Origin of the sequence: Nocardia sp. NPDC051052, from assembly GCF_044456045.1 — a bacterium.
GTDB lineage: Bacteria > Actinomycetota > Actinomycetes > Mycobacteriales > Mycobacteriaceae > Nocardia.
Genome location: NZ_JBITFL010000006.1, coordinates 103690 through 116318, shown reverse-complemented (window position 1 = coordinate 116318; position 12629 = coordinate 103690). Strand labels below are relative to the sequence as shown.

General features: G+C 66.3%; 13 protein-coding genes. 6 read left to right on the top strand and 7 right to left on the bottom strand.

The window, feature by feature from the left end:
* The gene (locus tag ACIBCN_RS21690) at nucleotides 1–915 is read left to right on the top strand and encodes a hypothetical protein (protein WP_396993420.1); all 915 of its coding nucleotides are present in this window, start codon (nucleotides 1–3) and stop codon (nucleotides 913–915) included.
* An 81-nt stretch (nucleotides 916–996) separates the two neighbouring features.
* On the opposite strand, the gene ACIBCN_RS21685 is transcribed toward ACIBCN_RS21690, so the two are convergent.
* Both ACIBCN_RS21685 and ACIBCN_RS21680 read right to left on the bottom strand, forming a co-directional pair.
* Nucleotides 997–2061: an IS110 family transposase gene (locus ACIBCN_RS21685; protein WP_396993923.1), complete on the bottom strand. Its 1065-nt coding sequence runs from the start codon at nucleotides 2059–2061 to the stop codon at nucleotides 997–999.
* Nucleotides 2062–2436: 375 nt separating this feature from the next.
* Nucleotides 2437–2667 (bottom strand): hypothetical protein, encoded by a 231-nt coding sequence (locus ACIBCN_RS21680; protein ID WP_396993419.1) that lies wholly within the window; start codon nucleotides 2665–2667, stop codon nucleotides 2437–2439.
* Nucleotides 2668–2692: 25 nt separating this feature from the next.
* Here ACIBCN_RS21680 and ACIBCN_RS21675 point away from each other — a divergent pair, with 25 nt between their 5' ends.
* The gene (locus tag ACIBCN_RS21675) at nucleotides 2693–2869 is read left to right on the top strand and encodes a hypothetical protein (RefSeq protein ID WP_396993418.1); all 177 of its coding nucleotides are present in this window, start codon (nucleotides 2693–2695) and stop codon (nucleotides 2867–2869) included.
* A gap of 227 nt (nucleotides 2870–3096) precedes the next feature.
* Here ACIBCN_RS21675 and mug read toward each other — a convergent pair whose 3' ends face one another.
* On the bottom strand, nucleotides 3097–3660 hold the full coding sequence (gene mug / locus ACIBCN_RS21670; protein ID WP_396993417.1) for a G/U mismatch-specific DNA glycosylase: 564 nt from the start codon (nucleotides 3658–3660) through the stop codon (nucleotides 3097–3099).
* A gap of 158 nt (nucleotides 3661–3818) precedes the next feature.
* Between mug and ACIBCN_RS21665 the strand changes: the two genes are divergently transcribed.
* Nucleotides 3819–4334, top strand: a complete 516-nt coding sequence (locus tag ACIBCN_RS21665; protein WP_396993416.1) for a barstar family protein — start codon at nucleotides 3819–3821, stop codon at nucleotides 4332–4334.
* A gap of 295 nt (nucleotides 4335–4629) precedes the next feature.
* Here the strand turns inward: ACIBCN_RS21665 and ACIBCN_RS21660 are convergent, their stop codons facing one another.
* The 4 genes from ACIBCN_RS21660 to ACIBCN_RS21645 form a co-directional block, all read right to left on the bottom strand.
* On the bottom strand, nucleotides 4630–5835 hold the full coding sequence (locus ACIBCN_RS21660) for an MFS transporter (protein WP_396993415.1): 1206 nt from the start codon (nucleotides 5833–5835) through the stop codon (nucleotides 4630–4632).
* Nucleotides 5832–6332 carry a UDP-diphosphatase gene (locus ACIBCN_RS21655; RefSeq protein ID WP_396993414.1) on the bottom strand — a complete coding sequence of 167 codons (501 nt, stop codon included), beginning with the start codon at nucleotides 6330–6332 and terminating at the stop codon, nucleotides 5832–5834. The genes ACIBCN_RS21660 and ACIBCN_RS21655 overlap by 4 nt, the downstream gene beginning before the upstream one ends.
* A 25-nt stretch (nucleotides 6333–6357) precedes the next feature.
* Nucleotides 6358–6909, bottom strand: a complete 552-nt coding sequence (locus tag ACIBCN_RS21650) for a Chromate resistance protein ChrB (RefSeq protein WP_396993413.1) — start codon at nucleotides 6907–6909, stop codon at nucleotides 6358–6360.
* Between the two features lie 919 nt (nucleotides 6910–7828).
* Nucleotides 7829–10006: a malate synthase G gene (locus ACIBCN_RS21645; RefSeq protein WP_396993412.1), complete on the bottom strand. Its 2178-nt coding sequence runs from the start codon at nucleotides 10004–10006 to the stop codon at nucleotides 7829–7831.
* A 170-nt stretch (nucleotides 10007–10176) separates the two neighbouring features.
* Here ACIBCN_RS21645 and ACIBCN_RS21640 point away from each other — a divergent pair, with 170 nt between their 5' ends.
* The 3 genes from ACIBCN_RS21640 to ACIBCN_RS21630 are packed head-to-tail and all read left to right on the top strand — an operon-like array spanning nucleotide 10177 to nucleotide 12628.
* The gene (locus ACIBCN_RS21640) at nucleotides 10177–10917 is read left to right on the top strand and encodes an SDR family NAD(P)-dependent oxidoreductase (protein ID WP_396993411.1); all 741 of its coding nucleotides are present in this window, start codon (nucleotides 10177–10179) and stop codon (nucleotides 10915–10917) included.
* Complete coding sequence (locus ACIBCN_RS21635; RefSeq protein ID WP_396993410.1) at nucleotides 10914–11963, top strand: alcohol dehydrogenase catalytic domain-containing protein; 1050 nt, start codon at nucleotides 10914–10916, stop codon at nucleotides 11961–11963. Before ACIBCN_RS21640 ends, ACIBCN_RS21635 begins: the two co-directional genes overlap by 4 nt.
* A complete protein-coding gene (locus ACIBCN_RS21630) occupies nucleotides 11960–12628 on the top strand; it encodes a TetR/AcrR family transcriptional regulator (RefSeq protein WP_396993409.1) in 669 nt (222 codons plus the stop codon). Before ACIBCN_RS21635 ends, ACIBCN_RS21630 begins: the two co-directional genes overlap by 4 nt.
* Nucleotide 12629: the final 1 nt, after the last annotated feature.

Below are 12629 nucleotides of genomic sequence, written 5' to 3'. Positions count from 1 at the left end.
GTGGTGGGAAACTTCTTCCAGGAATTGGCCAAGAAATTGGCCGAACGCTGGGCTGTCCTGCTGATGTTGCCGGGTGCGCTGTTTGTGATGATTGCCTGGGCGGGTAGCAGATTGGGACAACGGCACGCGCTGGACTGGTCCCGGTTGAACGGCATCGTGTCCACAACGGCGGCGTCGATCTCGCGCCAATCACCGGGAACCCAGGCTGTTCTCGTGGTCGCGGTATTGCTGGCGGCTACCGGTGCCGGTGCGGCGACGCAGGCGCTGGCCGGGTGGACACGACTGATCTGGCTCGGACAGTGGCCGCGGGTACTGGCACCATGGCAGCGCTGGCGGATTCGCCGCCGACGGCACCGCTGGCATGGCCATGTCCAGCGACGGCAGCGGTTGGAGCAGGCGGCACCACGACCGACCCGCACGACCGAACAGCAAGATGCGATAGACGTAGCAGCCGGTCGCGCGAACAGAATTGCGATGGCCGAACCCGGCAGGCCCACCTGGATGGGCGACCGGATCCATGCCGTCGAACGCGTCGCGCTCAACCGTTATGGACTCGACCTCCCGTTCACCTGGCCCCGCCTGTGGTTGGTGCTCCCCGACGCGACCCGCACCGAGATCGCCACCACGCATGGAGCTTTCGCCGCGGCAGTGGCGACCGGAACCTGGGCTTGGCCGTACCTTTTCCTCGGAATACGTTGGTGGCCTGCCATCTTGATCGGCGTCGTCGTGTCCCTCGTCGGGCGTGCGCACGGGCGCAGTGCGGTGGCCGACCTGACCACACTCTCCGAATCCGCACTCGACCTGCACGCCCGACTGCTGGCAAAAGCCCTTGGCGTCGCAGGCGAACAAAGCACCGGCCCACTGACTCTCACGGAGGGTTTCGAAGTCACCGCCCTGGTACGCAAGGGACGGTGAACGCCAAAGCCAGGCACCGGTGTTTGCGTGTACCGTCCCGACTTTCCGGCCGGCCGGAAAGTCGGGATGCTTCTATATTTGTCAAGGCGCACTCGGTGATTGATGGGCTGCGGTGAGGGTCCGGAAGAGTTGCCTGGTGATGTAGCGTTTCAGGCTTCGCATGATCTCCTTGGTCGTACGCCCCTGGGATCGTCGACGCGCGACATAGGCGCGGGTGGCAGGGTCGATGCGCATCCGCACGATGACGACGGTGGTCAGTGCACGGTTCAGGCGGCGGTCGCCACCGCGGTTTAGCCTGTGGCGCACCGTGTTTCCCGATGGTGCAGGGATCGGGCACGTTCCAGCAAGTGCCGCGAACGCGGCCTCGGAACGTACTCGTCCCGGGTGTGACCATGCGATCAGGACGGACGCAGCGACGACGGCACCGACGCCTGGCACCGCGATCAGCGTCGGCACGGTGGCTTCGACGAGCGCGTCGAGGGCTTTGCGGTTGTCACGCAGCTCGGCGTCGAGTACCCGGATTCTGGTTGCCATCCGCACCGCCTCGGCCCGGCACGTCCGAGCAGTGACGTCATCGGAGGAGCGCGTGCGCCACGCCGCGATGGCTTCGATCTGCTTGCCCGTCAACGGTTTCCGGGCGTCGATACCTAGCTCGACGGTGCGGACCAGAGCGGTCAACGCAGTGACGGCGCGCGTGCGTTCGGATGTCATCTGTTCGCGGGCGATCACGAGAACGCGCATAGCGACACGGGGTCCGTCTGCTCGTGGTCGGCGCAGTCGCCCGACATCGACGGACACCACCGATCTGGCGATGCGCACGGCGTCGAGCGCGTCGGTCTTGCCGGTTCCACGCTGGTCTGCGGCCGCCATCGCGGAGGGTTCGACCACCGCCACCCCCGCCGCGAGCAGGCGTTCTGCCAGTCCAGCGCCGTAGGAGCCGATGCCCTCGATGACCACGAGGGTGGCTCGTTCACCAGCCCTGCGTGTGATCCATGTTCGGGCTCGATCCAGCCCGGCCGTGCTCGCAGGGAAGCTTGCCTGGTCGAGGGCGGCACCAGTCGCGGTGGCCACAACCGATAGCGCGTGCTGGGCGACGTCGTTGGACGGCGTCGGCCCGGACGGAGTACTTCGAGGCAGGCCTGTAATGGGCCACGACCCCGCGGCCACGGGGTCGGGCAGGCTTCTGATCAATTCCGTGACCATGTTCGAGGTTCTCCGGCACGATATCCCGTCGACGCGACGGCGTGTGTCAAGTCAGGCTCTGACCCTTGGAACCCCGATTCCGAAATCCCATCTCCACACACTGGGGGTTCAGCGATGAGGCGTGGCCGACCATCAAGGCGCGCTATCAGGTCGGATCGCTGGTGACGGCTACCGTTACCAGCATTTCTCCAGGAAACCGTTGGTACACAGTCACCTTCGGCGAAGCCTGGAGCAGGATCACATGGACGGACCATCCGCCAAGGGTCGGAACGACCGCCGAATTCGTCGTGACGAAGGTCCTCGATACGACGCAGCGCATCATGATGAAACCAGCCGGAAACTTCCGTTGACCGCACCACCTTCCTCGTCGTTCGCGAGCACGGTGCGGGCGGATCGACCGACGGTTGTCACCGAATCAGCTGTGGCAAAAGTGAATCCGCGGTTCCAGCCGACAATGCTTGCCGAGTCGATGGCGCCACCCTCGAGCTTGCCGACGAGGTTGCCGTTGGCGTCGATGGCGAAGGCCGAGGTGTGATCGATCTTGGTCATGATCGGAGGTTGTGACGGCCCGACCGTGACCACGGCGATCGCCTCGCTCGGCACCTTGGTCATCTCGGCCGCAGCAATCGGAGCGGAATCTGGCCCGCAGGCCGACGTGGTGATCACCATCGCCGTCAACGCCACCAGGGCAGGTGCGGACGGCCGCACCACGCTGGCTCTCCTTCGGCGTGTGGTGGAATCGGCCGGATGAGGACGTTCACGTGTACGGCACTGTAGAAGTCCCGCCGCATCCGAGATCATCCCGGCCATCAATATCGGCGCACCCAACTCGAGTCACGGATGTCCTTCGGCCACCCACCCCACCCGCCGTCCTTGTCCAGATCGATGCCTCCCAGGCTCGCCCCGCCATGTTCCCCCAGGCCAAGCACGCGATCGACGAAATAGCCCTGCACCTGCGCGAATTCGCGCGGAAATAGGTCAGCCGGTTTCGACCACTTCACGCAGCGCGCGGAATTCCGAGGCGAGGGCGTCGAGTGTGTAGTGGGCGTTGAGCCCGCTAGGGTTGGGCAGCACCCACACCGCGGTAGCACCGACCCGCTCGGGTTGGGGGCCGATGGTGGTGCGCGGACGACCGAAAGCCGTGCGGTAGGCACCGATACCGAGTACTGCCAGCACTCGGGGTTGATACTGCTCGACCCGATCGACCAGGGCGCGCCCGCCGGCGCGCAGTTCGTCGGCGGTCAGCTGCTCGGCTTTGGCGGTCGTGCGTACGGCCACATTCGTTATCCCCAAGCTCAGCGCGAGCAGTTCTCGCTGTTCGTCGGGCCGCAGTAGGCGCGGCGTGAAGCCGGATCGATGCAATGCCGGCCAGAACCGATTTCCCGGACGAGCAAAGTGATATCCGGTGGCCCCGGACCACAGGCCCGGATTGATTCCGCAAAACAGCACATGCAAGCCGGGCCCGATCACATCGGGAATAGTCTTGTCCTGCGCCGCGGCCAGATCCAGGGGCGACGGCCGAGCTGACGAACCAGAACCCATTCCCTCAGTCTGCCGGGTGCCCGGGCGACCATCTGCTGCAGGGCTCGGCGCACGGGTACCGACAGGTGCGCACCGACCTGACGTGCACTCGACCCCAGACTATTCGCGCCGCCGCGCATTACGCCCGACTGCCTTCGAACGGATGAGGTAGCCGACACATGGACCAGACCCAAGGACTGCGCTTCGACGTGGTGGCTTCCAGCCTCAAGGACTTCGGCCGCGCAGAGATCCAACGGCTGAACTCGGGATACCGGGTCGTGCACGTCCGAGGTCAGCGTATGCGCACTACATCGGAACTGTTTGCCGAGCTCGCTGCGGCATTCCAGTTCCCCTGGTACTTCGGGAATAATTGGGCTGCCTTCGATGAATGCATGAGAGATCTCGACGAATGGCTGCCGGCGGGCCAGCAGGGATATGCCGTAGCAGTGTGGAACGCCGACACCGTCTTGTGCAACGAGAAGACAGCGTTGGAAACACTCATTCGAAGCCTGGAGTTCATTCAGGAAGAATTAGCGGAGCCGTCAGGGCTGGTTTCCACCGAGACAGGTGTTGTCTCACCGACGCCGAGAGGGTTTCAGGTGATGCTTCATTGCGAACCCGACGCGCAGAGTCGGCTGGCCGCCTGCTGGACTCGCGCCGGAGCCCGCCTGACCAAGCTAGCTCCGCCCAGCTAGGCATGTCTAAGGTCTGCCTTCGAGTTCTGTTCCGCCGCTCGCCTTTTCAATAGCAGTGGGCACTGGCGGCCCCCGAGCCAACACACCGAAACGCCCGGAACCGGGCTACCCTCATCAGTCACGTCGACATTAAATCATCAGCACAACAACAGGATTGCCCTGTCTGCTGAGTGTGACTTTCCTCCTGGATGCTCCTCGACCCCCCGTGTCCCGGGAAACCATCTACCGCAACCTCGAACGCGACAGCCTCCCGAGGAACAGTCACCAATAGGACTGTGGCAGTACGGATTCTGGTTCATTCTGCGGCGTCTGTTTTCCGGTCGTCCGGTGGTGTGAGCGCGACGGCGACGAGGACGGCCAGGAGTGCCAGCAGGGCGGCGAGTGTGAGGAGTCCGGCGTTGAGGGTGGCTGCCACGGCGATCGCGCCCACGAGCAGCGGGCCACCGGCGTCACCGAGTTCGCGGCCGATTTCGGCGGCTCCCATGGTCTGGCCGAGCCGTTCCGGTGCCGTGGTGGCGGCCAGGTACGCGAATCCGATCGGGGTCACCAGTCCGGTCCCCGCGCCGATCACGAACGCCGCCATCATCATTCCCGCGATCCCGGGAACGACGGTGGCCGCGGCGATGCCGATTCCGGCCAGGACCAGTCCGGTCGCCATGGTCGCGCCGTCGCGCAGCCCTCCGGCGTCGCGGGCCCGGCCGACGCGGGGCTGGACGAGCGCGGCGGTGGCGGCCAGCAACGATACTGCCGCACCGGTGGCCAGTGGACCGAGGCCGTGACCGGCCCCGATGACGGGAAGGAACCCGATCCCGACCGCCAGGGCCGCGGTCGCTCCGGCGAGGGCGACGGTGGGACGCAGGAAGTTTGCGCTGCCCAGGCGCCGCGCCAGATCCAGCACGGTCTGGCGGGGGCGTGGCAGGGCGGGGACGGTGGGAACGGCGATCGCCGCCCAGCCCGCGACCACGACGGCGAGGACGGCGAGGACGGCGAACAGCAGGTTGTAGCCGCCCATCGTGATCGCGGCACCGCCGAGGAGGGGGCCCAGGGTGTAGCCGAGCCCTTTCCAAGCGCCGTACCCGCCGAACGCGCGGCCGAGACCGCCGCTGCGGGTCAGCCGCGCCACCATCGCGCCCGCCGCCGGGGAGAACGCCGCCGCGGCGGCACCTTGACCGAACCGGGCGAACCCGACTAGGGCAGGGTTGCCTGCCAGTACGAACGCCGCCGAGGCGACCGCGAAAGCGATGAGGCCGCCCAGCAATACCGGGCGCGGGCCGATGCGGTCGGCCAACGTGCCGAATGCGGGTTTGAGCAGCACTTCCGCGCCGTCGTAAACAGCCAGCAGCAGGCCAAGTGTCAACAGGCTCGAATGCTCGGAGCGGGTGTAGCCGCCGAGACTGGCTGCGATGCTGTGCGCGCCGAACGCGGTGACGAACCCAGCCGCATACAGCGGCAGCAGCCGTGCCCGTGGCACGACAGCCTGCACCGCCGGGGGCATGCTCATCGTGAGTTACCCTGCGCGGCAGTCGATTGCGCAGGCGCGGTGACCAGGTTCTGCAGCGGAGTGCGCGCGATCTGCGTGAGCAACCATCCCAGCGCGGGCCGCGCCAACCAGAACCCGGCCAGGCTCACGACCGCGCCCAACACCAGACCGGTTGCGACGGCGCCGGCCATTATCGCGTGGTCGCTGGGGAACGACCCGTCGTTGTTGCAGTGCAACACCACGATCTCGTGCAGCGCGATGCACGGGCGGGTCTCGTTCACCGCGCCCGAGATCGGCTGGTTGATCGCCAGCGCGGCGAGCGCACCGATCGGCGCCCACACGGCCGCGACCATGTGCTCCACGCTCGCCTGCCGACGGGCGACCCACCACCCGGCCAGCAGCAATCCGGCGAAGAGCGCGACGCCGTAGTTCGCGTAGCCGGACATGATCGGGTGCAGCCACGGTGTGTTGCGGGCGAAGTCGTTGATATCGAGGAAGATTCGCGTATCGAGGTTCATCGGCTGGTTCCTGGTCTCTCGGCGGTCACATCTGGTGCAGGGCCGCAAAGACCCGTTCGGTGTAGTCGGCCAACCGGCCGACACAGTGTTCGAGCTGGGCAGCGGCGTCGGCGGCGGCCGGGGCACCGAAGACGTCGCGGGCCTTGATATCGCGATGCCAGCGGCGCAGCCGTTCCAGGCTGTGTTCCTCCTCCTCCAGCTCGGCCATCGTGAACTTGGCGGTGCTGATCTCCTTGTCGATCTCGGCGTCGAAGCGGGAGCACTCGGTGAGGAACTCCGCCCACTCCTCGCCACGCTCGGCGGTGAACAACCCCTCCAACCGGTCTGCGTCGCCCTCAGCGCGCCCCGCCGCGTCCAGGACCAGCACATCGCCCTCCCCACGGCGCGCCAGCTCGATGACCCGGGCGACCCCGTCGGCAAACACCGCGACATCGGGCACCACCCACACGCCCTGACCGATCTGCAACGCCCCGACCCGGCGCAGCTCCCGCCACACCGCCACCCGATGCCGCGACGGCTCGGCCGGAATCCGCACGACCAGCACCAGCCACCGCACCACACTCCGCGTTCCTGACACGGCGGAAAATGTAACAGCTGTTACCTCTCGCGTGGTAGCAAGATTAGGGCGACTGTCCAGATAACTAAAGGTGTAACTATCGGGCCTGTCTCGGGATGAAGCTTCGCCACACAGTGGTGTGGCGGGGCTGGCGGGGGCCTCGGCGTTCTCCTCCGGCGGGACGTGTGCTTGGCCAATGCCGCGCCATCTGTTGCGCTTCGTTGAGGGCCTGGCCAGCAGTACTGGTTGTGACCAGGGCGGCGGTTAGGAACCCGAGGAGAGCGAAGCCGGGCGAGGTCGATCTGAGCGAGCCAGAGCAGGGCGAGGATGAGGAGCACGAAGCCGCCCACCAGGAGGGGCTTGAAGCCGACCTTCGTGACCAGTTGCGAGGGGCATCGCGGCCAGTGGACCAATCGTGGGGGCATCTGTCACCCGGTGTTTTCCGCCCGAGGCTACGGCACGCGAAGAACGATCCACGCTGGTGGATTGCTGCTGCTTGTTCGAAGCATTCGCTGAAGAGTTGCCGGTCCAAAAACTTCTCCGGCGCGTCGCTGAACGACACGCCGGAGACCCGGGTCGCTGCGAACGTTTTTCCGAACAAACTGAAGCTGGACATCCAGCGGCCATCTGCTGTGACTGCAGCAGTAGAGGCATCGGGTATCGCTGCCCGGGGACACCAGCTACGAATCCGCAGCTCGATGGTCTGGGGTGAAGAGCATGCCTCTCCGACAGAGGCGACCCAACTATGGGCGCAAATCCGCTGGTAGGCAGGCTTCGCCAGCTGAGGCTACGCACTCCTTTTGTGACCGTTTGAGCGTGACGGACCGTTATTCGTGCTGATCTCCAGTAATGAAAGAGGCCCCGCTCCGGCTGTCTCCGGTGCGGGGCCTCAAGCCGAAAAGAGCTGCTAGGAGCTACTTTTCAAGCACTGAACGGCACGCTACTTGCAGGCCGCCTTCGCTTCCCGCCGACGCCGATGCAAAATCGGCTCGGTGTATCCGTTGGGCTGCTTGGTGCCTTCCAGGATCAGCTCCTTGGCCGCTTGGAAGGCGATGCTGCCCGCGAAGTCCGGCGCCAGCGGCCGGTAGCTCGCGTCGCCCGCGTTCTGCCGATCCACCACCGGCGCCATCCGCTCCAGGCTCTGCACCACTTCGTCGGCGGAGACGATGCCGTGGCGCAGCCAGTTGGCCACCAGCTGGCTCGAAATGCGCAGGGTGGCACGGTCTTCCATCAACGCGACATCCTCGATGTCGGGCACCTTGGAGCAGCCGACACCCTGGTCGATCCAGCGCACCACGTAGCCGAGAATCGACTGCGCGCTGTTGTCCAGCTCCTGCTTCTTCTCCTCGGCGGTCCAGTTCGGGGTCGCGGCGAGGGGGATCTCCAGGATCTGATCAACGGTGGCGCGGCGGCCGCCCTTCAGGATCTCCTGCTGCCGCTCCAGCACGTTGACCTGGTGGTAGTGCGTCGCGTGCAGGGTGGCGGCGGTCGGCGACGGCACCCAGGCGGTGTTCGCGCCGGCCTTGGGGTGGCCGATCTTCTGCACCAGCATGTCGGCCATCAGATCCGGCATGGCCCACATGCCCTTGCCGATCTGCGCCTTGCCCGGCAGCCCGGTGGCCAGGCCGGTGTCGACGTTCCAGTCCTCGTAGGACTTGATCCACTGCTGGGCCTTCATGTCGGCCTTGCGGACCATCGGCCCGGCCTCCATCGAGGTGTGGATCTCGTCGCCGGTGCGGTCGAGGAAGCCGGTGTTGATGAACACGACGCGCTCGGCGGCGGCCTGGATACAGGCCTTGAGGTTCACCGTGGTGCGGCGCTCCTCGTCCATGATGCCGACCTTGAGGGTGTTGCGCGGCACGCCGAGCACGTCCTCGATCCGGCCGAACAGCTCGCTGGTGAACGCGACCTCGTCCGGGCCGTGCATCTTCGGCTTCACGATGTAGACCGAGCCGGTGCGGCTGTTCTTCAGTTCGGTGTCACCGCGCAGCGCGTGGGTGGCGATGAGCGAGGTGACGAGGCCGTCGAGGATGCCCTCGGGGATCTCGTTGCCGTCCTTGTCGATGATCGCGTCGCTGGTCATCAGATGACCGACGTTGCGCACGAACAGCAGCGAACGACCGTGCAGCACAAGGTCACTGCCGTCGAGCGCGGTGTAGACGCGGTCCGGGTTCATGGTGCGGGTGAAGGTCTTGTCGCCCTTGCTCACCTTCTCGGTGAGATCGCCCTTCATCAGGCCGAGCCAATTGTGGTAGCAGAGGACCTTGTCCTCGGCGTCCACCGCGGCGACCGAGTCCTCGAAGTCCATGATCGTGGTGATCGCGGACTCCAGCACCAGATCTTTCACGCCCGCGGTGTCGGTGCTGCCGACCGGCGAGGACGGGTCGATCTGGATCTCGATGTGTAAACCGTTGTGCCGCAACAGCACCGAGGTCGGCGACGCCGGATCACCGAGGTAGCCAACGAGCTGCGACGGATCGGCCAGGCCGATCTCGGTGCCGTCCTCCAGGCCGACCTCGAGCTCGCCGTCGACGATCTTGTACGCGGTCGAGCCGATGTGCGAGCCGGTGATCAGCGTCGCGGAGTCGTCGAGGAAGTTACGCGCCCACTCGATGACCTTGTCGCCGCGAACCTTGTTGTAGCCCTTGCCCTTTTCCGCGCCGTTGGCCTCGGAGATGGCGTCGGTGCCGTAGAGCGCGTCGTAGAGCGAACCCCAGCGCGCGTTGGCGGCGTTGATCGCGAAGCGGGCGTTCATCACCGGCACCACGAGCTGCGGGCCCGCGGTGGTGGCGATCTCGGTGTCCACGTTCTGGGTGGATATCTGGAAATCGGCGGGCTCCGGACGGAGGTAGCCGATTTCGCCGAGGAAGCTCTTGTAGGCGGCCTTGTCGTAGTTGGCGCCGGGGTGTTCGGCATGCCAGGCATCGACCTTGCCCTGGATCTCGTCGCGCTCGGCGAGCAACGCGCGGTTGCGCGGCGCGAGATCGTTGATGATCTGCTCGGCTCCGGCCCAGAACGCGGCGGAATCTACGCCGGTTCCGGGGAGCGCCTCGTTCTCGATGAACTCGTGAAGAACGCTGGCCACCGCAAGCCCGCCGACCTGAATCCGCTCTGTCATCTACTGCCTCACTTCTGAGAAAGCCGGGTGGGAAAGACGCGTACATGTTACCCGTGGGTAGTGATACCACCCTGTAGCGGGTCAAACGCGTCGGCCGGACAACTCCTTGATTCTATCGGCGTGGGGAATTAATGTACTGATCGGAACATTTCTCATCGACAGGAGTGTGCGTGTCGCTCACGGACAAGGTCGTCGTGGTCACCGGCGGCAGCCGGGGACTCGGCAAGGAGATGGTGCTCGCGTTCGCCGCGGCGGGCGCGGACGTGGTGATCGCCAGCCGCAAACTCGACGGGTGCGTGGCGCTGGCAGACGAGGTGAAGAACACGCACGGCCGGCGCGCACTGCCGGTGGAATGCAATGTCAGCGACTGGACGCAGTGCGATGCACTGGTGGAGACGGTGTACGCGGAGTTCGGCCGGGTCGACGTGCTGGTGAACAACGCCGGTCTCTCGCCGCTCTACCCCAGCCTGGATCAGGTATCAGAAGCCTTGTTCGACAAGGTGATCGGCGTGAATCTCAAAGGGCCGTTCCGGCTTTCGGCCCTGATCGGCACCCGGATGGCCGCCGACGGCGGCGGTTCGATCATCAACATCTCCTCGATCGAGGCGGTCCGCCCCGCGCCGTTCGCGCTGCCCTACGCGGCAGCGAAAGCCGGATTGAACACGCTCACCGTGGGTCTGGCGCAGAGTTTCGGACCGACGGTGCGGGTCAACACGATTCAGTGCGGCGCCTTCGCCACCGACATCTCCAAGGCATGGACCGACGAAATGCGCACCCAGATCAGCAGTCTCAACGCACAACGCCGCGTCGGCACACCCGACGAGATCGTCGGCGCCGCGCTATTCTTCGCCACCGACGCCGCTGCCTTCTGCACCGGCGCCACCCTCGCACTGGACGGCGGCTGGCGATGAAGGCACTGACTTACCAAGGCCCGCGGCAGATCTCGTACTCCGACGTGCCCGACCCGATACTCACCGCGCCGGACAGCGCGATCATCCGGGTCACCGCGAGCGGCATCTGCGGCAGCGACCTGCATATCTACGGCGGACACGGGTTCAGCGACAAGGTCGGTTACAGCGTCGGGCACGAGGCCGTCGGAGAGATCGTCGAACTCGGCCCCGAGGTGCGCCGTCTCTCGATCGGCGACCGGGTGCTGGTGTCGGCGTCGGCAGGGTGCGATCGATGCGCGCAATGCCGGGTGGGCATCGTCGCCGCCTGCGAGCGGACGCCCGCACCGATCGACGCCTGCTACGGCCTCGGCGGCTCGCTGCCCGGCGGCCAAGCCCAGCTGCTCGCCGTCCCGCACGCCGAGGGAAACCTGATTCGCCTACCCGAGGGTGTCAGCGACGAAGCCGCGGTCGTGCTCACCGACAACGCCCCCACCGCCTGGTACGGCGCTCGACGCGCCCGTATCGCGCCCGGCGAGACCGTGGTGGTGATCGGCCTCGGCCCCGTCGGCCTGATGGCGATCCAGTCGGCGTTCGCGATGGGTGCGGCGCGGGTGCTCGGCGTCGACCTGATCGCCGAACGACGCAAGCAGGCCGCCGTGCTCGGCGCCGAGCCGATCGAGGCGGACGACCCGAAGCTCGCGATCCGCGACATGCTCGGCGGCGGTGCGGATGTCGCGATCGAAGCGGTCGGCGCCGATGCCACCATCAAGTTGGCCATCAGCGCGGTCGGGCATCGCGGGCGGGTGAGCGTCATCGGCGTCAACCAGAACCGCGCGTACCCGTTCCATATGCCGCTGGCCCAGGTCAAGGAGCTCGAATTCCACATCGGGCTGTGCTCGATCCAATACGAGCTGCCGACCTTGCTGAAACTGACCGCGGCAGGCCGCTTACGCCCGGAAATCGTTGTCACCCATCCCTTCCCGATGTCCGACGGTGCGAACGCCTACCAGCTGTTCGCCGAGCGCGCGGACGGCGTGAGCAAGGTAGTGCTGGATCCGGCCCGATGAGTACCCGCAGTGATTCACTGCGGGGCGACATCGCGCCCACCCGCAGGCGCGGCCGCCCACCAGCCTCCGAATCCACGGCGGGCGACACCCGCGAGCGGATCGTGCGGGCCGCGGTGGAGCTGTTCGCGGAGAAGGGATTCCACGGCACCGGTGTCGCGGAGATCGGCGACCGCGCCGACGTCCAGCGCGGCGCGCTCTACTACCACATCGGCTCCAAGGAGGAACTGCTCTGGCAGATCCTGCACGACTACATTCAGCTGATGCTGGTCGACGCCGAACAGATCGCGGCAAGCGCCGACGACCCGATCACCAAGCTGCGCAAGCTGATCCACAGTCACGTCGGCTTGATCATCGACCACCGCCGCGAGGTCGCCATCCAGCTGCGCGATGTCACCGCGCTGAGCGGCGAGCGCGGCGCGCAGCTGCAGCAATTGCGTGATCGCGTGCAACACTGCTGGCAGCGGGTGATCGACGCGGGCCACGCCGCCGGACTGCTGCGCACCGACGACCACGTGGTCACCAACAGCGTGCTCGGCATGCTGAACATGGTGACCTTCTGGTACCGACCGCACGGCGGGCACTCCCCCGCCGAGATCGCCGACATACTCGCGACCACGTTCCTCGACGGCGTGGTGACCACCACCGACAACCACACGAAAGGCTGAC